At 68.0% G+C, this 26,290-nt stretch carries 19 protein-coding genes and 1 riboswitch; of the genes, 11 read left to right on the top strand and 8 right to left on the bottom strand.

Annotated features, from left to right (window positions below; translation table 11 throughout):
- Positions 1-19 precede the first annotated feature (19 nt).
- From AC5RVZ_RS22180 to AC5RVZ_RS22170, 3 genes are read right to left on the bottom strand one after another with little or no spacing between them, the layout of a single operon-like run.
- Complete coding sequence (locus tag AC5RVZ_RS22180; protein WP_494067809.1) at positions 20-916, bottom strand: MaoC family dehydratase; 897 nt, start codon at positions 914-916, stop codon at positions 20-22.
- The gene (locus AC5RVZ_RS22175) at positions 913-2,253 is read right to left on the bottom strand and encodes a 3-oxoacyl-ACP reductase (protein WP_494067808.1); all 1,341 of its coding nucleotides are present in this window, start codon (positions 2,251-2,253) and stop codon (positions 913-915) included. Before AC5RVZ_RS22175 ends, AC5RVZ_RS22180 begins: the two co-directional genes overlap by 4 nt.
- The gene (locus AC5RVZ_RS22170) at positions 2,253-3,590 is read right to left on the bottom strand and encodes an acetyl-CoA C-acetyltransferase (protein ID WP_494067807.1); all 1,338 of its coding nucleotides are present in this window, start codon (positions 3,588-3,590) and stop codon (positions 2,253-2,255) included. The genes AC5RVZ_RS22175 and AC5RVZ_RS22170 overlap by 1 nt, the downstream gene beginning before the upstream one ends.
- 80 nt (positions 3,591-3,670) lie before the next feature.
- Between AC5RVZ_RS22170 and AC5RVZ_RS22165 the strand changes: the two genes are divergently transcribed.
- The 6 genes from AC5RVZ_RS22165 (at position 3,671) to AC5RVZ_RS22140 (ending at position 13,587) form a co-directional block, all read left to right on the top strand.
- Positions 3,671-4,456, top strand: coding sequence for a TetR/AcrR family transcriptional regulator (locus AC5RVZ_RS22165; protein ID WP_494067806.1), 786 nt, complete (start codon positions 3,671-3,673; stop codon positions 4,454-4,456).
- A gap of 85 nt (positions 4,457-4,541) precedes the next feature.
- Positions 4,542-6,641: an acyl-CoA dehydrogenase family protein gene (locus tag AC5RVZ_RS22160; RefSeq protein ID WP_494067932.1), complete on the top strand. Its 2,100-nt coding sequence runs from the start codon at positions 4,542-4,544 to the stop codon at positions 6,639-6,641.
- 184 nt (positions 6,642-6,825) lie between these two features.
- The gene (locus tag AC5RVZ_RS22155; protein ID WP_494067805.1) at positions 6,826-8,298 is read left to right on the top strand and encodes a DUF3375 domain-containing protein; all 1,473 of its coding nucleotides are present in this window, start codon (positions 6,826-6,828) and stop codon (positions 8,296-8,298) included.
- Positions 8,286-9,065 (top strand): DUF4194 domain-containing protein, encoded by a 780-nt coding sequence (locus tag AC5RVZ_RS22150; protein ID WP_494067804.1) that lies wholly within the window; start codon positions 8,286-8,288, stop codon positions 9,063-9,065. Before AC5RVZ_RS22155 ends, AC5RVZ_RS22150 begins: the two co-directional genes overlap by 13 nt.
- A 1-nt stretch (position 9,066) precedes the next feature.
- Positions 9,067-12,393 carry an ATP-binding protein gene (locus AC5RVZ_RS22145; RefSeq protein ID WP_494067803.1) on the top strand — a complete coding sequence of 1,109 codons (3,327 nt, stop codon included), beginning with the start codon at positions 9,067-9,069 and terminating at the stop codon, positions 12,391-12,393.
- A 171-nt stretch (positions 12,394-12,564) separates the two neighbouring features.
- Complete coding sequence (locus AC5RVZ_RS22140) at positions 12,565-13,587, top strand: DUF808 domain-containing protein (RefSeq protein ID WP_494067802.1); 1,023 nt, start codon at positions 12,565-12,567, stop codon at positions 13,585-13,587.
- A 153-nt stretch (positions 13,588-13,740) separates the two neighbouring features.
- Here the strand turns inward: AC5RVZ_RS22140 and AC5RVZ_RS22135 are convergent, their stop codons facing one another.
- Positions 13,741-14,010, bottom strand: coding sequence for a DNA gyrase subunit A (locus AC5RVZ_RS22135; RefSeq protein ID WP_494067801.1), 270 nt, complete (start codon positions 14,008-14,010; stop codon positions 13,741-13,743).
- A gap of 2,170 nt (positions 14,011-16,180) precedes the next feature.
- Here AC5RVZ_RS22135 and AC5RVZ_RS22130 point away from each other — a divergent pair.
- Entirely contained in the window at positions 16,181-16,618 is a 438-nt protein-coding gene (locus AC5RVZ_RS22130) for a protein-tyrosine phosphatase family protein (RefSeq protein WP_494067800.1), read from the top strand.
- A gap of 22 nt (positions 16,619-16,640) precedes the next feature.
- Here the strand turns inward: AC5RVZ_RS22130 and glgA are convergent, their stop codons facing one another.
- Positions 16,641-17,837, bottom strand: coding sequence for a glycogen synthase (gene glgA, locus AC5RVZ_RS22125; protein WP_494067799.1), 1,197 nt, complete (start codon positions 17,835-17,837; stop codon positions 16,641-16,643).
- A 104-nt stretch (positions 17,838-17,941) separates the two neighbouring features.
- Here glgA and glgC point away from each other — a divergent pair, with 104 nt between their 5' ends.
- The 4 genes from glgC (at position 17,942) to AC5RVZ_RS22105 (ending at position 23,933) form a co-directional block, all read left to right on the top strand.
- A complete protein-coding gene (gene glgC, locus AC5RVZ_RS22120; protein WP_494067798.1) occupies positions 17,942-19,225 on the top strand; it encodes a glucose-1-phosphate adenylyltransferase in 1,284 nt (427 codons plus the stop codon).
- Positions 19,226-19,405: 180 nt separating this feature from the next.
- A complete protein-coding gene (locus AC5RVZ_RS22115; protein ID WP_494067931.1) occupies positions 19,406-20,443 on the top strand; it encodes a YeiH family protein in 1,038 nt (345 codons plus the stop codon).
- A 39-nt stretch (positions 20,444-20,482) separates the two neighbouring features.
- Positions 20,483-23,098, top strand: a complete 2,616-nt coding sequence (pepN, locus tag AC5RVZ_RS22110; RefSeq protein ID WP_494067797.1) for an aminopeptidase N — start codon at positions 20,483-20,485, stop codon at positions 23,096-23,098.
- A 181-nt stretch (positions 23,099-23,279) separates the two neighbouring features.
- Positions 23,280-23,933 carry a dihydrofolate reductase family protein gene (locus AC5RVZ_RS22105; protein ID WP_494067796.1) on the top strand — a complete coding sequence of 218 codons (654 nt, stop codon included), beginning with the start codon at positions 23,280-23,282 and terminating at the stop codon, positions 23,931-23,933.
- Positions 23,934-23,961: 28 nt separating this feature from the next.
- Here the strand turns inward: AC5RVZ_RS22105 and lplAB are convergent, their stop codons facing one another.
- From lplAB to AC5RVZ_RS22090, 3 genes are all read right to left on the bottom strand, one after another.
- Positions 23,962-25,023, bottom strand: a complete 1,062-nt coding sequence (gene lplAB, locus AC5RVZ_RS22100; RefSeq protein WP_494067795.1) for a lipoate-protein ligase LplAB — start codon at positions 25,021-25,023, stop codon at positions 23,962-23,964.
- Positions 25,024-25,307: 284 nt separating this feature from the next.
- A complete protein-coding gene (locus AC5RVZ_RS22095; protein ID WP_494067794.1) occupies positions 25,308-25,643 on the bottom strand; it encodes a DMT family transporter in 336 nt (111 codons plus the stop codon).
- A gap of 9 nt (positions 25,644-25,652) precedes the next feature.
- Positions 25,653-25,967, bottom strand: a complete 315-nt coding sequence (locus AC5RVZ_RS22090) for a DMT family transporter (RefSeq protein ID WP_494067793.1) — start codon at positions 25,965-25,967, stop codon at positions 25,653-25,655.
- Between the two features lie 10 nt (positions 25,968-25,977).
- Positions 25,978-26,045: riboswitch (guanidine-III (ykkC-III) riboswitch) on the bottom strand.
- Positions 26,046-26,290 lie beyond the last annotated feature (245 nt).

The following is a 26,290-nucleotide window of genomic DNA, read 5'->3' as shown; positions in this document are numbered from 1 at the left end:
CCCGGCCCGGCCACGCCGCTCAGTCGGCGAGCGTGTGGACGCTGCCGGTGAAGTGCAGCCGGTGGCTGCGCTCCCCCCAGCCGGTGAATTCGGAAGCTTCCCAGGACCCGTCGCGTTCCGTGTCATGGATCCTGACGGCCACCGTGGCGGGCAGGAAGACCGGAGCCGCGAAGTCGATGCGCCAGCTGAAGGGTTCGCTGGCCGTGGCTTCCACACTGGTCAGGACCCGGGAGGCCAGGTACATCCCGTGGGCGATGGACCGCTTGAGCCCCAGCATCTTCGCGGACACCGCGCTCAGGTGGATCGGGTTAAAGTCGCCGGAGACCCCGGCGTACTCGCGGCCGGCCTCCGGCCCGAGCCGCCAGCGGGCCGTCGGCTGCGGCGGCGTGAAATCGGCGCGGTCCGGGCGGACTGCCTTGTCCAGGCCGGGCAGGTAGACCGCCTTGGCCAGGTAGTCCGAGACACCTTCCCACACGGCCTCGCCGCCGGCGTCGATCCGGGTGTGCAGTTCGACCTGCGTGCCCGCGTGGTGGCCGCGGAGGCCCTCGGCCCAGGCCGTCACGGTCAGGGGCTCGGCGAAGTGGACCGGCCGCAAGTGCCGCACCCGGTTGGCCAGGTGGACCATGCCGAGCAGCGGCAGCGGAAAGTCCGGCCGCGTCATCACGCTCATCGCCACGGGGAACGCGACCGAGTGCAGGAACACGGAGGGCAGGGTGTCCCGCACGGTGCCGTGGACCAGCTGCTGGAACCCGCTGATCCGCTCGGGGGTGATCTGCACCCCGTCCAGGGTGTGCCGCACCGCCGGGACCTGCTCGCTGTGCTGGCCCACGCCCAGCTTGTGCCGCGCGGCAGTCGACGCCGCCGTCAGGTAGAGGCGCGAGAGCGTGGGCATCTCCCCCAGGATGACCTCGTTCATGCGCCGACCATGCTTTGCCCGCAGACCCGCAGGGTTTGCCCGTTGATGCCGCCCGCAGCATCGCTGGCCAGGAAGGAGGCGGCCTCGGCGACGTCGCGCGGCTGTCCGCCCTGTTGCAGCGAGGAGAGCCGGCGTGCCACTTCCCGGGTCAGGAACGGCATCCGGGCGGTCATGTCCGTCTCGATGAAACCCGGTGCCACGGCGTTGATGCTGCCGCCCGCCTCGGCGAGCCCGGCAGCCGAGGCCAGGACCATGCCGATGATTCCAGCCTTGGATGCGGCGTAATTGGTCTGCCCGCGGTTGCCCGCAATGCCGCTGGTCGAGGCCAGCGAAACCACGCGCGGCCGCCCGCGGAACGCGCCCGAGGCCAGCAGCTGCCCGTTCATCCTCAGCTGCGACGTCAGGTTGACGGCGATCACGGAGTCCCATTTGGCCTGGTCCATGTTGGCCAGCAGTTTGTCGCGGGTGATGCCGGCGTTGTGGATCACGATGTCCAGCCCGTGGTGCCGCTCCATGGCATGGGCGGCGATCTTCGCGCCGGCATCGGCCGCGGTGATGTCCAGCTGCAGGGCGGTGCCGCCCACCCGGTTCGCGACCTGCGCCAGCTGTTCCCCGGCCGCGGGGACATCGACGACGACGAGCTGTGCGCCGTCGCGGTGCAGGGTCTCCGCGATGGCAGCGCCAATGCCGCGCGCGGCCCCGGTGACGACGGCGACCTTGCCGGCCAGCGGACGGTCCGGGTCCGCGGGGAGCGAGCCCTCGTCGGAGCCGACCAGCAGGAACTGGCCGTTGACGTAGGCGCTCCGGGCCGAGAGCAGGAAGCGCAGCGGTCCCAGGACGGCCGGTGCACCGGCTTCCACGCCCTCGCCGAGCAGGATGCCGTTGGCGGTGGCACCGCCGCGCAGCTCGTGCGCCAGTGACCGCAGCGACCCGTCCACTGCCTGGCGCGCGGCGGCCTGCGCGGGCCGGGCGGCGCCGTCGGCGGGCCGGGATACGGTGATGACGCGGCCGCCGGGGGCCAGGTCCCGGAGGCTGGCGCCGGCGCTGAGCATGGGCTCCGACAGGTCCTCGGGCGCTTCCAGCTCGTCGAGCACCAGCACGATGCCGCCGAGGCGTTCCTTTGGTGCCGCATGCCGGCGAACGTCGAGGTCCCACCCGAGCATTTCCTTGGCCACCGTGTCGGCGCCGGCGCCCGCGCCGAGCACCACGACAGGTCCGGGCAGCAGCGGTGCGCCGGGCCGGTAGCGCCGCAGCACGGCGGGCTGCGGCAGCCCCAGCTTCTTGGCCAGGCTCTTCACCGGTCCGGCGTTGACCAACTCCACGTACCGGTCGGTCATCAGTTCGCCTCCAGGATGGCGACGACGCCCATGCCGCCTGCGGCGCAGACGGAAATCAGGCCGCGTGTGGTGCGGGACTCGGCGTCGGCCTTCTCGCGCAGCATCTTGGCCAGGCTGGCCACCAGGCGTCCGCCGGTCGCCGCGAAGGGATGGCCGGTGGCCAGCGAGGAGCCGTTGATGTTGAGGCGGGTGCGGTCGATGGCGCCCAGGGGCTTCTCGAGGCCCAGCTTGTTGCGGCAGAACTCCTCGCTTTCCCACGCCGCAAGGTGGCACAGCACCGTCCCGGCGAAGGCCTCGTGGATCTCGAAGAAGTCGAAGTCGGCGAAGGTCAGGGCCTGCCGGGCCAGCAGCCGGGGTACGGCATAGGCCGGCGCCATCAGCAGTCCTTCCTTGCCGTGCACAAAGTCAACGGCGGCGGCTTCGGAGTCCACGACCTCTGCCAACACCGGCAGGTCATTGCTCCGGGCGTACTCTTCCGAACTCAGCAGCACGGTGGAGGCCCCGTCGGTCAGCGGCGTGGAGTTGCCGGCCGTCATGGTTGCCTCGGCGCCGAGGTTCTTGCCGAACACCGGCTGCAGCTTGCCCAGCTTCTCCAGGGTGGTGTCGCCGCGCAGGTTGGAGTCCTTGGCCAGGCCGCGGTAGGGCGTCATGAGGTCATCGAAGAACCCGCGCTCGTAAGCTGCCGCGAGGTTGTGGTGGCTGGCCAGGGCGAGTTCGTCCTGCGCGTCGCGGCTGATGTTCCAGGCCGCGGTGGTCAGCGCCTGGTGCTCGCCCATCGACAGCCCGGTCCGCGGCTCGGCCGTGCCCGGCGCGTTGGGGGCCAGATCCTTGGGGCGCAACTTGGCGATGGCGGTCAGCCTCTGCTGCATGCTCTTGGCGCGGTTCAGTTCCAGGAGCACGGCCCGGAGTCCCTCGCTGACCGCGATCGGTGCGTCGGAGGCAGAGTCCACGCCGCCGGCGATGGCCGTGTCGATCTGCCCCAGCTTGATCTTGTTCGCCAGGCCCATCACGGTCTCCAACCCGGTGGCGCACGCCTGCTGCAGGTCGTACGCAGGCGTCTGCGGCGAAAGCGCCGAGCCGAGCACCGCCTCGCGGGTGAGGTTGAAGTCGCGCGAGTGCTTGAGGACAGCGCCGGCGGCCACCTCGCCGATGCGTTCGTCCTGCAGCCCGAACCGTGCCACCAGCCCGTCCAGGGCCGCGGTGAGCATGTCCTGGTTGCTGGCCTGGGTGTAGGCTCCGTTCGCGCGGGCAAAGGGGATGCGGTTGCCGCCGACGACTACTGCCCTGCGCAGTCCGTTGGCGGAGCGGGTGCCGGTGGCGTCAGGTGAAGTGGCCATGTGGGCTCTCCTCGGGATTGGGTATGGAGCGGAACAAACGACAGTTACCGTAACCAAGCGTACCTGATACGCTGAGTTACGTGAACACCGCCACAGGCCGCCAGGCCGCCTCGAATCCGGCGACGCCCGCGGACGGCCGCTCGGCCCGCTGGGACCGTCACCGGACGGAACGCCGCCGGGAGCTGATCCGTGCGGCCCGCCACGCGGTGCACCGGCTTGGCCCCGATGCGTCCATGGAGGAGATCGCGGCGGCGGCCGGGACGTCCAAGCCCGTTTTCTACCGCTACTTCGGCGACAAGGCCGGACTGCAGCGGGCCATGGGCGAGGTGGTGATCGGCCGGATGCAGGCCCGGCTACAGGAGGCCGCCGCCACCGCGACTACGGCCCGGGAGGGCCTGCACGCCATGGTGTCGGTCTACCTGCAGATGGCCGAATCCTCGCCGCACGTGTACGCGTTCGTCACCCGCAATGCGCCGTCCGAGCCGCCGGCCGTTCCGCAACCCGGTGTGGACGATGCGCGGCCGGCAGCCGCCCCCGGGGACGGCAGTTCCGCCGTCCTGCACGACTTTTTCGCCAACGTCACCGCCATGATCGAGGCCCCGCTGCGCGGCCATCTGGCCGCGGCAGCGGGAAGTGCCGCGGAACTGGCGGCCGCTTCCTACTGGCCCCGGGCCGCCATCGGCATGGTGCGTGCGGCCGGGGAATGCTGGCTGGCGGCTCCCGACGATGGAACCAAGCCGAGCCGGGAAGTCATGACGGGCCTGCTCACCCAGTGGCTGCTGGGCGGCGTCGCACCGGACGACGGCGCTCCCGCAGCGGGCTCCGGGCCACCCGGCCGGTCCCGCAACACCCCCGGCAAGGACTGAACCGCCCGCACCGGGCCGCCCCGGCCGCCTGCCCCGGCCCCACCCGACACACACCTGACGACCGAAGGAACATCCGATGACGAATATGCCCGCCCTGGAAACCCCGGAACCGGTTGAAGACAATGGCGCCGCCGTCGATGTGGCCGAACTCGGCCGGCTCCTGCTGGGCCGCTGGGCCGACATCCGCCAGACGGCACGCGACCTGGCCGGCCTACCGGAACTCCACCGCATCGACGGGCTGACGATGGAGGAGCACCGGCAGCGGGTCTCCGGACAGCTGAAGTACCTGGTGGACACCGGCGCCGTACACCGTGCCTTCCCCGCACGGCTCGGCGGCGAGGACAGTCACGGCGGCAACGTGGCCGGCTTTGAGGAACTCGTCACCGCCGACCCCTCGCTGCAGATCAAGGCCGGTGTGCAGTGGGGCCTGTTCGGCGCGGCGGTGCTGCACCTGGGCACCCGGGAACACCATGACCAGTGGCTGCCGGACATCATGAGCCTGAAGACGCCCGGCGCCTTCGCCATGACCGAAACCGGCCACGGATCCGACGTGGCCAGCATCGCCACCACCGCCACCTACGAACCGGCCACGCAGGAATTCGTCATCCACACGCCCTTCCGGGCCGCGTGGAAGGACTACTTGGGAAACGCCGCCAACGACGGCCTGGCCGCGGTGGTGTTCGCGCATCTCATCACCAGGGGCGTCGACCACGGCGTTCACGCCTTCTACGTGCCCATCCGGGACGAACAGCGAAACTTCCTGCCCGGCATCGGCGGCGAAGACGACGGTTACAAGGGCGGACTCAACGGCATCGACAACGGCCGGCTGCACTTCGACCATGTCCGTATCCCGCGCACCAACCTGCTGAACAGGTACGGCGACGTGGCCGAGGACGGCACCTACACCTCCCCCATCGCCAGCCCGGGCCGCCGCTTCTTCACCATGCTGGGAACCCTGGTGCAGGGCCGCGTCTCGCTGGACGGCGCCGCCGTTGCCGCCAGCAAGGTGGCCCTGGCCATCGCGGTGCGATACGGCACCGAGCGCCGGCAGTTCAACGCGTCCTCGGGCACCTCCGAAGAGGTCTTGCTGGACTACCAGCGCCACCAGCGGCGCCTGTTGCCCCGGCTGGCCACTACCTACGCGGCGTCCTTCGCGCACGAACAACTGCTGGAGAAGTTCGACGACGTCTTCTCCGGCGCCCATGACACCGACGAGGACCGGCAGGACCTGGAAACCTTGGCCGCCGCCCTGAAGTCGCTGAGCACGTGGCACGCGCTGGACACGCTGCAGGAGTGCCGGGAGGCCACCGGCGGGGCAGGTTTCCTGGCCGAAAACCGCTTCGCGGCGCTGCGCGCCGACCTGGACATCTACGCGACCTTCGAAGGCGACAACACGGTGCTGCTGCAGCTGGTCGCCAAGCGGCTGCTGGCGGATTACGCCAAGGAGTTCCGCCACGCGGACTTCGGCGTGATGGCCCGGTGGGTTGCCCACCAGGCGGCCGACGCGACCTTCCACCGCACCGGCCTGCGCCAGGTGGCCCAGACGTTCGCGGACAGCGGTTCGGAGCGCAAGAGCGCCAACTACCTGAAGGATCCGGAGTCGCAGCGCCAGCTGCTCACCGACCGGGTCTCCACCATGGTCGCCGGCATCGGCGGTGCGCTCCGCAATGCCACCAGGCTGCCACAGGCGGAGGCCGCGGCGCTGTTCAACGAGCACCAGCATGAGCTGATCGAGGCCGCCCGGGCGCACGCGGAACTGCTGCAGTGGGAGGCCTTTACCGCGGCACTCGGGCAGGTCGACGACGACGGTACCCGCCAGGTGCTGACCTGGTTGCGGGACCTGTTCGGCCTGTCGCTGGTGGAGAAGAACCTGGGCTGGTACCTCATGTACGGGCGGCTCTCCGCCCAGCGCGCCCGCATCCTCGGGGGGTACATCAACCGCCTGCTGTCCCGGCTGCGCCCGCACGCCCGCGACCTCGTGGACGCCTTCGGCTATGGGCCCGAGCACCTGCGCGCGAAGATCGCCACCGGTGCCGAGCAGGAACGCCAGGACGAGGCCATGGCCTATGCCCGCTCGCGGCGGGCCAGCGGCGACGCCCCGGTGGACGAGAAGGTGCTCGTCGCCCGCCGGAAGGCCGCCGAAAAGCTCGCCGCGGGACGTCAGAAGCTGCCGGCCAGCAGCTAGGCGAACGACGGCGGGGCCGGAGCCGGGGGCCATGCGGTTCCCGGTGGCGGGCGCCGCCGTCGTCAGCAGGCATACTGCCGGGCGACACGGCCCACCCGTGGCGGGCCACCGCCGTCGTCAGCGCAGTTGGAGCGGCTAAGATTTTCTGGGCCCGCTTTTCCCTTCCGCGGGCGGAAAGCACAGCATGTCCTTCACCCAGAATGCCCTTGCCCGCTGGCAGGAGCTGCAGGCCTTGTCCGCGACGCCGGGCCTCAAGCTCGCCGCCGCCAGCCCCTGGGTGCCTGCGCTGTTCCGGACCGCTTTCACGCGCTCCCGGCCGCAGCTGCCGCTGGAGGAGTTCCACCGCAACACCGACGCGTTCCTGGCCGGGCTGCGGCGCGCCGGGGTGCCGCTGCGCGAGGATTGGTCCGCCCGCCAGTACGCCGACGACTGGGTGGCCCGCAGGTTCCTCTCCCGCCTGCGCGAGGGCGGGCGGTTCGTTTACGAGCCCACCGAAGCAACGGTGCGCTTCCTGGAGTATCTGGACGGCCTGACCGGGGCCTCCTCCTCCCTGAACAGCTCCCGCCTGGCCACGCTGCTCACCCGGGTCGAGGCCCTGGCCCATGAGACCGATCCCGATCCCGAGGCGCGCATCGCCGTGCTCCGGGCCGAAATCGCCGAACGGCAGGAAAAAATCCGCGCGCTGGAAGCAGGCGACACGCCGGCGGCGGTGCCCGCAGCCGCGGCGGCGGAGGCGGCACGCGACATCCTGGCGCTGGCGGCCGGGTTGCCGGCCGACTTCAAGCGGATGCGCGACGGCTTGGAGCGCATGCTGCACACACTGCGCGCCGAGATCGTCGAGTCGAATGCCACCAAGGGCATCACCATGGGCGAGGTGCTCGACGCCGACAAACGGCTGCGCGGCACCAGCGAAGGCCGGACGTACGAGAGCTTCACGGCGTTCCTGAACGACGAGGACCAGCAGCAGCGGTTCCGGCAGGCGATCGCCGACGTGCTCGAGCGGGACTTCGCCGACGGCCTGGAGCCGGAGGACCGGAGGGCCCTGCAGCAGCTCATGCCGCAGTTGCGGGCTCAGGCGGCCGAGATCCACCGCATCTACGGGCGGCTCTCGGAAAGCATGCACACCTTCGTGCAGTCGGACGACTACCGCGAATCGGTCCAGCTGCGCCAAGCGATCCGGGCGGCCGAGGCAGCCATCTTCAAGTCCCGGCACAGCCTGCCGGGCCGGCGCGCGGTGGTGCCGGCGCCGCAGCTGTACGGCTCCGGCTTCGAGTCGGTGAGCATGATCCGGCTCTACGACCCGCAGGATCACCAGGCGCCGGCCAAGTTGCCGCCACCGCCGGAGTTCACCGAAGCGGACATCCGCCGCGCGGTCCGCACACCGCAGGCTGACGCCGCGGTGCTCTCCCGGGCGGTGCGCAGCGCCGTCGAGTCCCGGGGACCGGCGCCGTTGTCGGCGGTCTTCGACCAGCTGGAACCGGAACACCGGCACCTGAACAGCCTGCGCTGGCTGCTGCACCGGGCCTTGAATTCCGGCGGCGTGCTCGATCCGGACGCGACCGACAGCCTAACCCTGATCCAAATCGACGGCAGCGAACGCACAGCGGTGCTGCCCGCCGTTACTTTCACGAAAGCTGCAGATTCATGCACGAGTTAACCGAGGACGCGTTGGCCGAGGAGCACCCCGAACCGCCCGCAGGGCCCGACGAGGCTGCCGCGCCGGAGGCAGCGGACCCCGCAGAGGCCGAGGAGCCGCCCGCCCGCGACGAGGTCGTGGACGGGCCCGAACTCTTCGACGGCGATACCGGCAAACTGCCCCTGAAACTGCGCCAGGCCCTGATCCGGCTGCTGCGCGGCCCCTACCTGCACGCCGGCTCCACGGACCGGGTCTACGACACCGTGGTGGAACACCGCCGCGTCCTCGCCTCCCGGCTCAGCGAGCTGTTCCTGCAACTGGTCATCGACGAAGACCGCAAGGTCGCCATGCTGCGGCCGGTCCCCATGGCCGAACCACACACCAGCGCACTGCAGCGGCAGCGGGAGATGACGCGTGAAGAGACGCTGCTCCTGCTGCGGATGCGGCTCATCCAGGATCGCCACGCCGGCACCGGGACGGAGCCTCTGATCAGCCGGGCCGACGTGATCGACGTGCTGCAGGACTACGTGGACCCCGAACAGCACGACGCCAAACACGTCGAGGACCTGGCCGATGCCTCCATCCGCAAGCTGTCCAACGAGCGCCGGCTGCTGGAAGCCACCGAACTTCCGGACGTGTGGGTCATTTCCCCGGCCCTGCCACTGGCCTTGCCCTTCGAGAACATCGGCGACATTCCGGCGGTGATCGGCTCGCTGGCCGGCACCAACCCGCCGGCCGGCGGGGCGCCGGAGGCCGACCAGTCGGCTGTCGACGGCGAGGAGGCCTGACATGAGCATCGAGACGATCCTGCCCCTGGACGGGCTGCTGAATCCCGGCCAGCACCGCCTCAGCCGCGTGCAGCTGGTCAACTGGGGAACCTTCGACGGTTCCCACACCATCCGCGTGGACCGTGCCGGAACGTTGCTGACCGGCGGCTCCGGAGTGGGAAAGTCCACGATTTTCGACGGCATGCTCCAGGTGCTGGATGCCCGCCCGAAGATGAACGAGGCGGCCCAGACCAGCGCCGGCAGCGCCGCCGAGGAACGTCGCACCGCGTTCAGCTATATGCGCGGACGGTTAGGCGCCACGCCGGCGGACGGCGACGGTTCCCGGACCGCCACGTTCTACCAGCGTCCCGGTGCCACCTGGTCGGCGGTCTGCCTGACCTTCGACAACGCCCTGGGCCAGATCACCAGCCTGTCCGTGCTGCTGGACCTGCCGGCCAACGGGACCGAACACAATGTGGGCCGTTTCTATGTGCTGCACAACAAGGCGCTGGACATTCCCGCCCTGGAGGCCGGCATGCTCGGCCGGTTCAGCAAGACCTCGCTGGAGGCCCTGCTGCCGGGCAGCCAGGTCTTCGATTCGCACAAGGCGTTTGCGGAGCGTTTCCGGCAAGCGCTGGGCATCGACCAGGAAAAGGCCTTCGGCCTGCTGCGGACGCTGCAGACGGGCAGGGGCCTGGGCGGCACCGTGAACGACTTCTTCCGCAACCATGTGCTGGACACGCCCCGGACGCTGGCCGCCGCTGAGGAGGCGGTGGAAGACTTCAGCCATCTGAGCAGCATCAGGCGGCAGCTGGAACGCGCCCGGCAGCAGCGGGACCTGCTGGCCCCCGTTCCCGGACTGCATCGGGAGCTGCAGCAGGCGCAGGCCGGGCTGGAGCGCAACCGCGTGTTGGCGGACGAGGCGCTGCCGCTCCACCGGCGCCGCCTGGCGCTGGACTGCCATGGCCGGCAGATCGACCGGCTGGAAGCCGAAGCAACGGCGGCGACGGCCGCGCTGGCAGCGGCCGAAGCGGCTCGCGACGGGCTCCGGGAGAAGGCGTCGTCGCTCAGGGCGCGGTACGGCAGCGAAGGAGGCTCCGCCGTCGCCACGCTGGAACGGGAGCTGGCTGCGGCCCAGGCTGAGCTTCGGGCCCGACAGTCCCTTGAAGATGCCGTCCGGGCCGAAGTGGCGGCCGCGGGGATCGAGGCCGATTTCAGTCCCGCCGGCCTCGTTGCCGCGCGCAGCCGTGCCGCCGTGCTGGTCAAGGACCTGGGCAAGGAGGCCGAGTCGGCCCGCGAACGCAGCAACGATGCCCAGGGCGAGGCCTGGACCCTCAAGGGCCGGATCCGCGCGCTGGAGGAAGAAATCGAGTCTTTCCGCCGCCGCACCAGCAACATTCGTCCCGACAGCTTGGAGCGCCGCCGGCGTATCTGTGCCGCCACGGGCATCACGGAAGAGGAACTTCCTTTTGCCGGCGAGCTGATCGACATGGTCGCCGCCGAGGCCCGCTGGCGCCCGGCCGCCGAGCGCGCACTGCGGTCGCTGGCCGCCGCGATGCTGGTCCCGGGCGACCGCATGAAAGCCGTCACCCGGTACCTGAACGAGCACAACATCCGCGGCTTCCTGCGGATCATCGACGTCAGCGCCCCGCTGGACGGAAAGGCCGAAGCCGGCGACGATGACCTGGTCACAAAGCTGGTCACCAGGGACACCGCCATGGGGCACTGGGTCCGGCGCAAGATCACGGCGCATTACGACTACGTCTGCGTCGACGACCCGGACCAGCTGGCACAGGTCGCCCGCGGTGTCACCCTGGGCGGCGCGGTAAAGCGCAACAGCAGCACCACGGAGAAGGACGACCGGCACACCGGGGCGTCCGACTATCTGCTCGGCTTCGACAACCAGGACAAGATCTCCGCCCTCGCCGCCCGGTTGCTGGAACTGCGCGAGACGTACGGCACCGCTGACGCCGAGTCCGCCGAGCGCGCCCGCGAGCAGCAGGATCTGGGCCGCCGGCTGGCCGCAGCCAAGGCCGTGGCGGCCGACACCCGCGATTGGGCGGAGGTTTCCGCCGAAGCACACGCAGCCGCCGTGGCCGCGGCAACAGAACGGCTGGAGCAGGCCCGGGACGCCAACGCGGACTTGGAGCAGTTGCGGTTCGAGCTGGAGACGGCGGAACTGGACCTCACGGCCGCCACGGAGAAGATCGGCGTGCTCAAGGGCGATGCCGCGCGGCTGTCCGCCGAGCTCGACGCCGCGCGCGGGCGCCGGGACGCCCTGGCCGCCACCGGCGAGACCGCCGGGCAGCTGACCGACGAACTGGCCGCCGAGCTGGACGACCTCTTTGCCCCGTACGGGGAGATCACCGACTTGGCCTTCCTGGGGGACGTCTGCACCCGGGTGGAGCGCGCGCTGCTGGACTCCCGCGGCCTGCTGGAGCGGACCAGGCTGGAGGCCGGCAACCAGCTGGTGAAGATCTTCGAGTCCTACGGCAGGCAGTGGGGATCAGACCACGGCACGTCGCTGGAAGCCGCCGCCGACTACGAGGCGCGCTACCACGACATCGTGGGCGAAGGGCTGCCGCAGCGGGAGGCGGAGTTCCGCGAGTACTTCAACAACCGCACCTACGAACGCTTCAGCGACCTGCTCCAGTTGCTGGACGAAGAACGCCGCAGCATTGCGTCCCGCCTGCAGCCGCTGAACCAGATCCTGCGGCGGGTGAAGTACCACGACGACAGCCACCTGCAGATTGAGATCGCCAACGCGGTGCCCGACGCCTCGCACAAGTTCCGCACCGACCTGAAGAACGCGCTGCCGGTCATGGGCAGGCGGCAGACCGCCGAGGACATGGACGCCCGCTACCTCGCCCTGGAGCGGATTGTGGAGAGGCTGGCCTCCGAGGACGAGCGCCGCTGGCGCGCCGAGGTCCTGGACGTGCGGTCGCACGTGGACATCACCTGCACCAATCTGCTGGCGGACGGCCGCGCCTACACCAACCTGCAGGCCAGCCTGATGTCCGGCGGCGAGGGCCAGCGCTTCACCGCCTTCATCATGGCGTCGGCGCTGGCCTACCAACTGGGCATCGCCGGGCAGGGCTTCAGCACCTTCGGCACGGTGATGATGGACGAGGCCTTCGTGAAATCATCGCTGGCGTTCGCCGAGGCCAGTATCAACGCGCTGCACGAATTCGGTTTCCAACTGCTGTTGGCCGCCCCCGAGGACAAGGTGGACCTGGCCCGCTTCCTCGGTTCGGTCACCGAAGTCCTGCGCGATGAATCCGCCAACCGGTCGGGCATCCTGGAACGCGGCCACTCCCTGGCGCGCCCGGTGGACATCGTGTTGCGCTGATTGCCCGTCCCCGGCTGACCTCGATGAACGCCTCCCGCCTGGCCTCCATCAACGCACTCCCCCGGGCGGACGGGCGCCGCGCCGCCGTATACTTTTGAGCATGCCGATCACGCACCTCAACCGTGGCCACTACGTCCAGCAGTCCGTCGTCGAGCAACGCGGAGGCGATCTGTGAGCGGCGGTCTCGTCGCCCTGCTCGACGACGTCGCGGCCCTGGCCCGCATCGCGGCCGCCTCCGTGGACGACGTCGCGGCGGGCGCCGCCAAGGCCGGGGCCAAGGCCGCCGGCGTGGTGATCGACGATGCCGCCGTCACCCCGCAGTACGTGTCCGGGGCGGACCCTTCCCGCGAACTGCCGATGATCAAGCGCATCTTCTGGGGCTCGCTCCGGAACAAGCTGCTGATCATCCTGCCGGCGCTGCTGCTGGTCAGCGCCTTCATCCCGGGGGCGATCCCGTTCATCCTTATGCTGGGCGGCACCTACCTCTGCTACGAGGGTGCCGAGAAGGTCTGGCACAAGCTGCGCGGCCACCACGACGCCGACAAGGCGCCGGCGGTCGAGCGGGGCCCGGAGGCGGAGTCCAAGGTCGTCAAGGGCGCCATCACCACCGACTTCATCCTGTCCTGCGAGATCATGGTGATCTCGATGAACGAGGTGGGTGACGCCTCCCTGTGGGTCCGGGCGCTCATCCTGGTCGTCGTGGCGATTGCAATCACGGTGCTGGTGTACGGCGCCGTCGGGCTCATCGTCAAAATGGACGACATCGGCCTGCACCTGACCACCAAGGATTCCGCGGGGTCGCAGCGCTTCGGCGCGCTGCTCGTCAAGGGCATGCCCGCGGTGCTGGCAGGGATCACCTTCGTCGGCACGATCGCCATGCTCTGGGTCGGCGGCCACATCATGCTCCAGGGGGCATACGACCTCGGCTGGCACGCTCCCTATGACCTGGTCCACGTCCTCGAGGGCCCGTTCGCCGGGATCCCGGTGGCCGGCGGCTTCCTGGCCTGGCTCGTGAACACCCTGTGCTCGGCCGTCCTCGGACTCGCCTGGGGCCTGGTCGTCATGGCTATCCTGCACCCGCTGCTCAAAGTGCTGCCCTTCGGCAAGAACAAGGGCGGGCACGAAGAGGGCGACGCCCGCGCCGCCACAGCGGGCCATCACCCACCAAGACGCGACGCCGATCCTGCCCCGTGACTTATCCCCGCCGGGTAGCCTGCTTCCCCGCCAAATCGCAGCACTAACCCGCGCGGCATGCCTCCCAGAAGCGGTCCCACTCTTGAGGAGTGGGACCGCTTCCGCTTTCAGCAATCGTGACGCTCAACCGTAAGCGGATCGCACGTGACCAGGTCAGCGTCCATCGGTCAACTTCGACCTGAGTTCTTCTGCCTGGGCAGCAACGGCCTGCCTCTGGTCCCGGGTGAACCTTCTGGCCTGCATATTTAGGATCGCGTGGCTGCCATCTTCGCCCACGCCCAAAAGCTGGCCCACGCGACGGGTTGCTTCGTCCATGTCCTCTGAATCCCCAATCACCTGAAAGATCTCGTCGCGCCGATTCATCGCTGCCAGCAGCGCCTCAAGGATCATCAACTGATCCCTCGTCTGCTCCTCCTCATTCATGCGGCGATTCTCCCACGCCGGGAAGTATCGCATGCTGCGCTGCGGCGAGGGCCGGACGATCAGGCCGGGAATCACTTGCAACGGAGCCGTACATACCGGCAGCCATGGAAAGCACTGTCCCCTACAGGCCATCACCGCCGCTTCAGCGACACGCACGAAATGACGTGTACTTTATGTTTGATGTTGCTGTCAGGAACGCTCGCCGGTGTCACTCGAAAGTCGCCGTTGGCTGATCCGGTTCGCTTGGCCACATTGCGCCGCGCAGCCGGAGTTCTAAAATCTCTCCGCGGTAAGCAATCGCTCGCGCCGCCCACTAGTGTTGGGGGCCAGAGAGTTGAGCAGCGTGGTCTTGTTAGGCCTCAAGGGACTTGGAGGTTCCGCCGCTAGGTGACCGCCCCGGCAGCCCATCAAGCCTGCGGCCAGGAACCCTCGCCATAAACGAAAAACAACGGTGGCCCCGAAAACCGGACGTGCGCATCCAATTTCACCATGGGGGACTTCGATATTTCGTTCCACTACAAGACCGACAGGCCGGCGAGGACCAGCGGATCCGCTGCTGGCGCTTTGAATGCCGCCGCTTGCCGATCACCCCGCATGAAGGACAGCCGGACTTGATGGTTGTCTCGACATGTTCTCCGCTGGCCGAACGTGAGGATGTCGGCGGTGAGAACATGGTAGTCCGGCAGGTTGAAAATGATTGTGGCAGCATCAGGGCGCCGGGCAGTAAGCCCGGTCAAGGCTCGTAGTTCCTGTCAGTGATGAATACGTCAAGAACATCCATCACAACAGGCTACGGCCCGTTCTGTCTAAAGACACGACCGGGCTTTCACCACGAACCTCGGAGAGCCTCATTGATTTGGTTAGATTCTGGGCTTGCCAATACGAACTACTGACCGCGCTCAGCGCATGTCCCGATCTGAATGATGCCAAGATCGAATGAGCAGTGCTCAGTGTGGGTGCGACGAGGCTGAGCATCGTTGTTTGACTTCATCGCTGTCTCTGCTTCAAGCCTAAGGTGTGGCCAACCCCAATTGCCCATTTCTCCAACGGCCGTGCAACCGTAGCCGCACCCTTCGTAGCTGCTTCGTATCTGCTCAATAAAACTGGACATCGACGAACATGTTGCGGATCCCAAGAGTGAGAGTATCTGATTCGCGCAAACTGAGTTGTAACTCGCCACGTGAGCGTTGAGGCAATAGAGGTAGTCGTCCCCGGGCTCACAGATTCGTTCAGCTTTTTCAACTACGTTCAATGCGCCCGTTGGCTGCAGGCTCTGTGTTGCAGCGCGAGCCTCTTGGTCGACGATTTCGACATCGTAACTATTTGTTGCTCCAACGACCAAGAAGGACAGAGTCGCAACTACTACTAGTGGTAACCAGACCCACTTCTTGAAGTCGTGCCACGAACTTGCAAAATTCCACATAAGCAGGCCGCTAATTATGGCTACAAGCCCACCGCTAGACCAAGTTGGAGCCCCTGGTGCTAGCTCGAGTCCGGCCATCGATACTGCAGTGAGTTGACTGGCAGTTGCGACCACACCTACCAGAAAAACGGTTGACCAACCGCTCCCTAAGCCTCGAAACCAACTTGGTCCGACCGCTCCCTTCTTGGAAGGGTTCTCTACACCTAAATCTGTGCTCATTCCGTCTGCTCACCTAGATCGGCAATGACTCTTGTCAAGAACGACATGGTTAAGGGCTCTCGAGATTCCATGCCATGCACCAGCGGCAATACGCTGCCTTTGCGTCAGCCATCTGCTTGCATTCTTGGCATTTTCTCAATGCGAGTTGGGCCTGTATTTTTGTCTGTTCTTTGCGCACATTTTGAACAGTAGAGAGTGTCACCTTCGTCCCACAGATGCTCAGACGGCCCGCACGAAGCGCATTCATCCACGCTCAATTGTTCCCCCAACTGCTTGGTTTAGTCGGAGTCTATCCGTATGACCATGTTCGGAGGCCGAACATGGTTCCAACACGCCGAACATGACTCGGCCTGATCCTTTGTGTACGCGAGCAATGTTATTGAAATCCTTCCAATTGCTGGCCAAGCGTCATTCACCACAGCGGACAAGCTCTACGCCTACTACAAGCAGTCGGGTGCACTGTTCGCGTGAACCCAAGCATTTGCTGCGGTGAGACGCAGCCCTCCGTCCGGGGCTATCCTCTCTGCCATGGGATCACCGTGGGATCCTGGGCTGCCGGGTGTGCTGCGGCTGCCGTCGGGGAGACTGGTGCGCGGCCGCGCGCTGCGTGTTCCGTTGCCGCCGGGTCCCGCGCCGGAATTCGCCCTGTACCTGACTCACCGGGCGCCGGCCTCAACCTTGTGGGAGCAGCGGTGGGTGCGCTGGCGGGATCTCCGGCTGCCGGAAGACCTGTCGGAGGCCGAGGAGGCCCTCCGCGAAGCCTGGCTGCGCGCCGGCGACGAGCGGGTGGAGGTCGCCTGCTACGGAGGCCGGGGGCGGACCGGCACGGCGCTGGCCTGCATCGCGATTCTCGACCGCGTTCCCGCCGCCGAAGCCACCGGCTGGGTCCGGAAGCACTACCGCCCCGGAGCCGTCGAAACCCCGTGGCAGCGACGGTTTGTGCGCCGGTTCCCCCAACGCCCGTAGCAGTCCCCGCGGGCTTCCCCTCTTACGCCAGCACGCTGCGGTACACGCCCAAGGTCTTCTCGGCGATGGAATCCCAGGAAAAGTGCTCTTCGGCGCGCCGGCGGCCCGCCGCGCCCTGGCGGCGGGCGGCGGCGGGATCATCCAGCGTCTTGTTGAGCGCGGCGGCGAAGTCGCGGACGAACTGTTCCTCGTCCAGCGGGGTGCCCGTCCCGTCGCTCGCCTGCTCCAAGGGCACCAGGGTACCGGTGACGCCGTCGTCGACGACCTCCGGAATGCCGCCGGTGGCGCTGGCCACCACTGGGGCGCCGCAGGCCATGGCTTCAAGGTTCACGATCCCCAGCGGTTCGTAGATCGACGGGCACGCGAAGACGGTGGCGTGGCTGAGCACCTTGATCAGTTCCGGCCGCGGGAGCATCCGCTCGATCACCACGACGCCGTCACGGCTCCCGCGCAGCCCGGCCACCAGCGAATTAACCGCGGCCGCCAGTTCGGGTGTGTCGGCAGCCCCGGCACACAGCACCAGCTGTACTTCCGGCGGCAGCAACGCTGCTGCGCGCAGCAGGTACGGCACACCCTTCTGCCGGGTAATCCGCCCCACGAACACCACGCTGGGCCGGTCCGGGTCGATCCCCAAGGCGCGCACCGCGTCGTCGTTGTGATCGGGTGTCCATTCCTGCACGTCCACGCCGTTGTGGACCACGTGCACCCGGTCCGGATCCACGTCGGGGTAGCTGCGCAGAATGTCCCTGCGCATCCCGGCTGACACGGCAACGACGGCGGCGGCCGCCTCATAGGCGGTGCGCTCCGCCCAGGACGAGAGCCGGTAGCCCCCGCCCAGCTGCTCGGCCTTCCACGGCCGCAACGGCTCCAGCGAATGCGCGCTGAGCACGTGCGGCACATCGTGGAGCAGCGACCCCAAGTGCCCGGCCATGTTGGCGTACCAGGTATGGGAATGGATGAGGTCCGCTCCGGCGAAGCCGTCGAGCATCTCAAGGTCGACGCCCAGGGTCTGCACCGCGGCGTTGGCTTCCCGCAGTCCGGCCGGAACCCCGTAGCTGCGCACCGCTGCGCCATGGAAGTCCGACGGCCGCCCGGCGCCGAAGGCATGCACGTGCAGGTTCACCCTGCCGGCCAGCACCCGGCTGAGCTCGGCCACGTGGACGCCGGCCCCGCCATAGATCTCCGGCGGAAATTCTTTTGTCACAATGTCTACACGCACGACACCTAACGTAGTGCACGCCCGACCCTTCCTCTACTGTGTGTGGACAAGGGGGACGTCATATGTCGGTCCGGCAATGGACCGCGGATGCGATTGGATAGACGATGCCACAGAAGAAGGTCCTGGCCGTTGTACTCGCCGGCGGCGAGGGAAAGCGCCTGATGCCGCTTACCGCCGACCGGGCCAAGCCGGCCGTGCCGTTTGCCGGCAGCTACCGGCTGATCGATTTCGCGTTGTCGAATCTGGTCAACTCCGGGTACCGGGAGATCGTAGTGCTGACGCAGTACAAATCGCACAGCCTGGACCGGCACATTTCCGAAACCTGGCGCATGGCCTCGCAGTTGGGCAACTATGTGGCTTCGGTACCGGCGCAGCAGCGGCGCGGCAAGAGCTGGTTCCTGGGCAGCGCCAATGCCATCTACCAGTCCCTGAACCTGATCCACGACGCCCGGCCGGACATCGTGGTGGTGGTCGGCGCAGACCACGTCTACCGGATGGACTTCTCGCAGATGGTGGAGGACCACATAGCGTCCGGCGCGGTAGCCAGTGTGGCCGCGGTGCGCCAGCCGCTCGCGCTGGCCAATCAGTTCGGCGTGATCGAGTCCGAACCCGATGCCCCCACCAAAATCCGCGCCTTCGTGGAGAAGCCAGCGACGACTCCCGGCCTGGCGGATGACCCGCATAGTTTCCTGGCGTCCATGGGAAATTACGTCTTCAACACGGACGCACTGCTGCAGGCGCTGGAAGCCGACGCCGAGCGGCTGGACACCAACCACGACATGGGCGGCGACATCATCCCCTACTTCGTGGAACGCGGCGAAGCGGCCGTCTACGATTTCACCGCGAACGACATACCCGGCTCCACCGGGGCCGACCAACAGTACTGGCGCGACGTCGGCACCCTGGATTCCTACTACGAAGCCCACATGGACCTGATCAGCCCGCTGCCCGCCTTCAACCTCTACAACCTGCGCTGGCCGATCTACACGCGCCAGTCGGTCTCTCCCCCGGCCAAGCTGGTGCGCGGAGTCAGCGGCACCGCGGGCACCGCGCACGACTCCCTGCTGTCCCAGGGCGTGGTGGTTTCGGGAGCAGAAGTCACCGAGTCGGTGCTCTCCACCGACGTCTTCGTCGCCGAGGGCGCCCAAATCCACGGGAGCGTGCTGTTGGACAAAGTGACGGTGGGCGAGGGAGCCGTGGTCCGAAGGGCCATCGTGGACAAGAATGTCCGCATCCCGGCCGGCGCCACCATCGGGGTCGATCCCGAACTGGACCGCGCGCGGGGCTTCACGGTCACCGAATCCGGGCTGACCGTCCTGAGCAAGGACCAGAAGGTCATCCTCGGCCCCACGGCGGCGAGCGCTCAGCACAAGGCCGCTTCATTGTAGCAGCGGGCACAACGTCTGGGCCGTGTGCCACGGGCGCCCACCCTTTTCTTTTGAAGCGCGGGTGCCGGTTGCGCCCGGACCGCGGACTGCAGGCGGTACGGTAGCGAAGTGCCTCAACCTCAGTCACCGGAGCCCCGCCCTACCCGGCCCGGACAGCCCGCGGGGCCGCAGGATTCGGGGCTGGGCGCCAGACCTTGGCTGCGCCGCGTCGGACCGGGGCTGCTCTTTGCAGCGGCCGCCGTAGTTGCCGCCCACGGCCTGCACTGGCTCGCGCCGGCCGTCCCGGTGATGAGCTTCGCCGTGGTCCTGGGCATCCTAGGGGCGAACCTGCCGCCTGCCGCTTCGTGGACCGGCGGAGCCGCGCTTCCCGGGCTGGCCTTCTGCGGACGGACGCTGATGCGGGCCGGGATTGTGCTGCTCGGCGCCCGGCTGGCGCTCTCGGACCTGGCCGAGCTGGGATGGTTCGCCTTGGTGCTGGTGGTTCTGGTTCTGCTGCTGGCGTTCGCCGGAACCTATCTCTTGGCGCGTTGGCACCGTTTGCCCGGGGACCAGCCCGTGCTGCTGGCCGCCGGATTCTCCATCTGCGGGGCGTCGGCCATCGGCGCCGTCGCCGCTGCCCGGGGCAGCCGGAGCCAGGACACGCTGATGCCCGTCGCCCTGGTGACGCTGTGCGGCACGCTGGCCATCGGCGTCCTGCCGGCCGTCATGGCGGTCACCGGCATGACTCCGGCAGTGTTCGGCTTCTGGACCGGAGCTTCGGTGCACGACGTCGGACAGGTCGTCGCCACCGCCCAGAGCGCCGGCACCGCGGCCCTGACCATCGCCGTCGTCGTCAAGCTCGCCCGCGTGGTGATGCTGGCACCCGTGACGGCCGCCGCAGCCTTGCAGAGCCGGCGGAGGGCCAAGGCGGGAGCCGTACACGGACATGCAACCGGAGCGACCGGCAAGCAGCCGCCGCTGGTGCCGCTCTTCGTGCTCGGTTTCCTCGCCCTGATGATGCTGCGCAGCGCGGGATGGTTGCCGCAGCCGGTTCTGGACGGCACGGCGTTCGTGCAGGAACTCCTGCTGGCCGCGGCACTGTTCGGGCTGGGCTCGGCCGTCCGCCTGCGGGAACTGCTCCGGTCCTCGCTGCCGGCCATCTCCACGGCCCTGCTTTCTTGGCTGCTGATCGCCGGACTGGGGATCGTTGCAGCCTGGCTGGCGATGGGCGGACGCTGAGGGGTCGCAACCGGACCTGCGCATGGTTAAATGGGCCGGATGACGAACCAGAACCTCAGCCGCGACGAAGCGGCCGCACGGTCAAACATCCTGCGGGTGGAGAGCTATGAGGTCTCGCTGGACCTGCGCAACGCCGAGGATCCCGACGCGCCGGCTTTCGTCTCCAGCACCGTCATCACGTTCAGCTGCAGCGAACCGGGCGCCACGGTGTTTGCCGACTTCATCCACGGCGGTGTCCACTCCGTCACGCTCAACGGCCGGCCCCAGGACCTCGACGAAGTCGTGGACGGTTCCCGGATCACGCTGCCCGGCCTCGAGGCCGAGAACCAGGCCACGATCACGGGCACCGCGCTGTACAGCAGCAGCGGCGAAGGGCTCCACCGGTTCGTCGATCCGGTGGACGCGCGAACGTACCTCTACACGCAGTACGAACCGGCCGACGCGCGCCGCGTCTTCGCCAACTTCGAGCAGCCGGACCTGAAGGCCAGCTTCAGCTTCCACGTTGCCGCCCCCGACCACTGGCTGGTGGCCTCGAACGCCGCGGTTGCCGTGACCGAGCCAATGGGCTCCACGCCCGGCTACTCCGTCCGCCGCTTCGAGCCGACGCCGCGCATCTCCACCTACATCACCACCGTCCTGGCCGGGCCCTACCACGCGGTAAGGGACAACTGGCAGGGCACCCTGCCCGACGGAGGACAACTCAGTGTGCCGCTTGGCGCCTACTGCCGCGCCTCGCTGGCCGATTCCTTCGATCCGGAGCAGATCTTCGCCGTCACCAAGGCCGGCCTGGACTTCTTCCACGAACTCTTCGACTACCCCTACCCGTTCGGCAAGTACGAGCAGGCGTTCGTGCCCGAATACAACCTGGGCGCCATGGAGAACCCAGGACTGGTTACCTTCACCGAGGCCTACGTGTTCTCTTCCCGGGCCACCGACGCCCAGTACCAGGCCCGCGCCAACACCATCCTGCACGAGATGGCGCACATGTGGTTCGGCGACCTGGTCACCATGAAATGGTGGGACGACCTCTGGCTGAAGGAATCGTTCGCCGACTACATGGGGTCCTTGGCGTCCGCCGAGGCCACGCAATGGACCAACGCCTGGATCACCTTCGCCAACCGGCGCAAGGGGTGGGCGTACGTGCAGGACCAGCTGCCCACCACCCACCCCATCGTCGCCGACATCCCGGACCTGGAAGCGGCCAAGCAGAACTTCGACGGCATCACGTATGCCAAGGGCGCCTCGGTGCTCAAACAGCTGGTGGCCTATGCCGGTTTCGACTCCTTCGTCGGTGCCTCGCGCCGGTATTTCCGTGAACATGCCTACGGCAACACCTCGCTGGCCGATTTCCTCACCGCCCTCAGCGCGGCTTCCGGCCGGGACATGGAGCAGTGGGCCCGGCAGTGGCTGCAGACCGCCGGCATCTCCACGCTGGGCGTGGACCTCGAGTACGACGGCGGTGCGATCGCCTCCGCGGGCATCGTCCAGGAGGCGGTGGATCCGGTGACGCACGAGCCGTCCTTCCGGACGCACCGGTTGCGGCTGGGCCTGTACAACCCGGATGCCACCGGCCGGCTAATCCGCACGGACCAGCTGGAGCTGGACGTGGCGGGCCCGCGGACCGAGGTTCCGGAACTGGCGGGCCGGGACCTTCCCGCCCTGCTGCTGCTCAACGATGAGGACTTGAGCTACGCCAAGGTCGTCTTCGACGCCCGCTCCCTGAAAACGGTGCTCTCGGCCTTGGACATGGTCACCGATCCGCTGGCCCGCGCCCTGTGCTGGTCGAGCCTCTGGGACATGGCCCGCGACGGGCGCCTCCCCGCCGCCGACTACGTGGAGGCGGTGCAGCGCTTCGCCCCGGCGGAAACCGAGAACAGCGTGCTGCAGGTGGTCCTGGACTGCGCCAAGGCCGCGATGGACCGCTACGCACCGGCGGGCCTCCGGACGGGCCTGCGGGAAGCCTTCCTGGCCGCCGCGCGCCGGGAGGTGGAAGCGGCGGAGCCGGGCAGCGACCGGCAGCTGACCTGGGCCCGGTCACTGGCGGCGGTCGGCCGCGCGGATGACGGCCAGGCGCGGTTCCTGCGCGGCCTGCTGGACAAGACCACCGTGCTGGAGGGGCTGAAGCTGGACACGGACCTGCGCTGGCGTTTCTGGCAGGCACTCGCGGCCACCGGCCACGCTTCGGCGGCGGAGCTGGATGCGGCCCTGGAAGCCGACCGCAACGCGGCGGCGCGTGCCGGCCATCTGGCCGCCATGACGGCGCGGCCCGCTCCGGAGGTGAAGGCCGAGGCCTGGCACACCGCAGTGCATACCGATTCGCTGTCCAACGAGCTGCTGGACGCCACCATCGATGGTTTCTGCCAGGGCCCGCGTGAGCTTCACGCCGGGTATGTGGAACCGTACTTCGAGGAACTCGATCGGATCTGGTCGGTGAAGAGCATCGAGATAGCGGGCAGGCTGGTTCGGGGGCTCTACCCCATCGCCCAGGACCTGGTCTCCGGACAGGCACCTGCTGAACACCCCGTCGTCGTACGCACCGATGACTGGCTCGACAGCCACGCGGAGGCGCCGGCCGCGCTTCGCCGCATCGTCATTGAACAGCGCGACCATCTGCTCCGGGCACTCCGCGCGCAGCAGGCCGGCTCCCGGGGCTGAGCGCACCCAGCGGCCGAGCGGACGACGACGGACGACGGCGGGCGAGCGGCTGCAGGTGCATCGGCGGCCGTTGGCGGGCAGGGAGCCGCCGTACGGTTCCCTGCGCCGCCTCCGTGGAATAGGCTGTCGTCTTCCAGGGGCCCGGACCCCAGGACGCCGGGGTTCAGGAGCAGGAGGAATCGTGCCGAGACTGCGAGTGCACAATTTTTCCGTCTCGCTCGACGGCTATGCGGCCGGCCCGCGCCAGAGCGTGGAGGACCCGTTGGGAGTGGGCGGCGAACAGCTGCACGAGTGGGTGTTCCGGACCGCGGCCGGCAAGCGCATGGGCGGCGAGGGCGGGGGTTCCACCGGGGTGGACAACGACTTCGTCGAGGCCGGGCAGGAGGGCATCGGGGCCACCATCATGGGCCGGAACATGTTCGGGCCGGTGCGCGGGGAGTGGCCCGCCGACGAGTGGCGGGGCTGGTGGGGCGAAGACCCGCCGTTCCATCATCCGGTCTTCGTGCTGACGAACTACCCGCGGCCGCCCATCACCATGGCCGGCGGGACCGTCTTCCACTTCGTCGACGACGGGATCGAGTCCGCCCTGCGGCAGGCCTTCAAAGCCGCCGCCGGGCAGGACGTCCGGCTCGGCGGCGGCGCATCCGCCGTCCGGCAATACCTGCGGGCGCGGCTCGTGGACGAACTGCACCTGGCCATGGTGCCCGTTCTGCTGGGCTCCGGCGAGCGCGTGTTCGACGACCTGGACGCCGCCGCTCTCGGCTATGAGTGTGTCGAATTCGCCGCTTCGCCTGCCGCGGCACACGCCCGTCTGGTCAGAAGCACGGACCGGTAGCCCGGCCGCGCGGCTCCCGCCGCTCACCCTACGGTACGCGGTGCAGCCATTCTTCAGTGCCGAACTTGGTCTCCACGAGTTCCCGGGCCATGGCCAGCTCTTCCTCGGAGAAACCGCTGTCCTCGGCCGCATAGCGGTCCTTGAAGGTCCGGATCATCACCTCGATGATTTCCTCGCGGGTCAGGCCGGTCTGCCGGCGCAGCGGGTCCACCCGCTTCTTGGCGCTGGAGATGCCCTTGTCGGAGATCTTTTCCTTGCCGATCCGAAGGACGTCGGTCATCTTGTCCGCGTCGATGTCGTAGGACATGGTCACGTGGTGCAGCATCCCGCCATTGGCCAGCCGCTTCTGCGCCGCGCCGCCGATCTTGCCCTCCGGCGTGGCGATGTCGTTGAGCGGCTGGTAGAACGCCTTGATGCCGACCTTCTCGAGTGACGCCATGACCCAGGCGTCGAGGTACGCGTAGGACGCCTCGAAGCTCTGCCCGTCCACCAGGGTCTGCGGCAGGTACAGCGAATAGGTGATCGCGTTGCCTTGTTCCATGAACATCGCGCCGCCGCCGCTGATCCGGCGCACCACCGTGATGCCGTGGCGTTCCACCCCGTCCGGGTCCACTTCGTTGCGTACCGACTGGAAGCTGCCGATCACCACCGACGGTGCCTCCCACTCCCAGAACCTCAGCGTCGGCGGCCGCTTCCCGGCCCCCACCTGACGGGTCAGGACCTCGTCCATCGCTACGTGCAGGTGCGTCGGCAGCGGGGTGGGCGGAATAACCTGCCAGTGATGATCAAGCCAACCGGTGGCCTTGTTGAGGGCGCGGCGCACGGCTACGGCAACCGCATCGGCCGAGAAGCCGAACATTTGCGCGTCCGGCCGCAACGCAGCGTTAATCGCGCCGGCATAGTGGCCGTGGGTGCTTTCGATGCTCATCCCGTCAAGCGCGGCGTTGATGTCCGCCAGTGCTTCATCCGGTTCCAAAAAGAAGTCGCCGCTGACGGACGGCCGGATAATCTGTCCGTCCGCCACCTCGAAGTCCACGACCACGAGCTTGCCGCCCTGGACCTTGTACTCTCCATGGCGGTGGTCGGTCATGTGCGCTCCTTGACTGTCTTCGGGTTATCTTGGCGGGGACGGTTGCGGCCGCCAGGCGGCTGCGGTGGACGGTTTTCCCAGTCTAATCAAGGCCCGTGGGCAGCCCGTCCGCGCGGGACTCAGGTTCCTCCCAGCTGCTGCCGGGGCTGTGCCCAGAACCCCCTCGTAGTGTCATAGACACCTCATCACGGTGCGAGTGAAAGAGGGGCCGGACGTGCCCGGTCCAAGCGCCGGTGGGTATTGGAGTAACTCCCCCAACCTCTCCACTACCCGCCGGCGCTTTTTCATGCCTTCTTTCCGTCTCCCGTGTCGGCAAGCTTCAGCCCGATCACGCAGCCGATGATCCCGGCAACGAAGAGCAGTTTGAGCACGCTCGCAGGTTCTCCACCGAACAGCATGGCGTAGCCGACGGTCAATGCCGCCCCCGCGCCGGTCCATACCGCATACGCCGTGCCAATGGGGATGCCGCGCATGGCATAGCCCAGGCCAAACATGCTGAGGGTCAGTGCCACGAAGAACACCACGGCGGGCCCCGTGCGGCTTAGTCCGTCCGACATCCCCAGGGCTGTTGCCCACACAGCTTCCAGGACGGCACTGATCAGCAAAACAGTCCAATGCATGGCAGCCCCCTAACCGATCGCCTTGAGGCCGACGACACAGCCGATGATGCCCAGCAGGAGGAGTACGCGTATCAGCGTCGCTTTCTCGGCGCCGGTGATCATGGCCACGGCCGCGGTCAACACCGCACCGATGCCGACCCATACCGCGTAGGCGGTCCCCACCGGTATGGCCGTCATGGCGTAGGCCAAACCAACCATGCTCAGGACCATGGATACCACGAAAATGAGGGTAGGCCAGAGCCGGCGGAAGTTCTTCGATGCGCCCAGGGCGGTGGCCCACACGGCTTCCAACACACCGGACAAAACAAGTATCAGCCATTCCATGAATGATTCCTTTGGCCAGTCTTGTCGCACACCGGGTACTGAACCGTCGTCCGGAGACCTCAGGAAACAGGTCTTGAACTAGAAAATAGCAAAGCACGACGCCGGTGCGCAGCTTTGGTGGCCAACCTCACCAGCCAGGGGCCCGGCCTCGGTCGTTGACGGCCCTCCCGATTGTTTTGCACTTTCCTGCGCACCAATCCCCTACAAGCATCGAACCTGGGGAGCCGCATTGCTACCGTCGTGCGCAAGCGGGTGCAACGGCGCGAGAACGTGGGCGGTGCGGTCGAAGACCTGGCTGCCGCGAAGGGCTCTCTATTGACCCG

The sequence above is a fragment of the Arthrobacter sp. Cza30 genome, from assembly GCF_059090765.1.
This window is presented reverse-complemented; position numbering and strand designations above follow the sequence as displayed.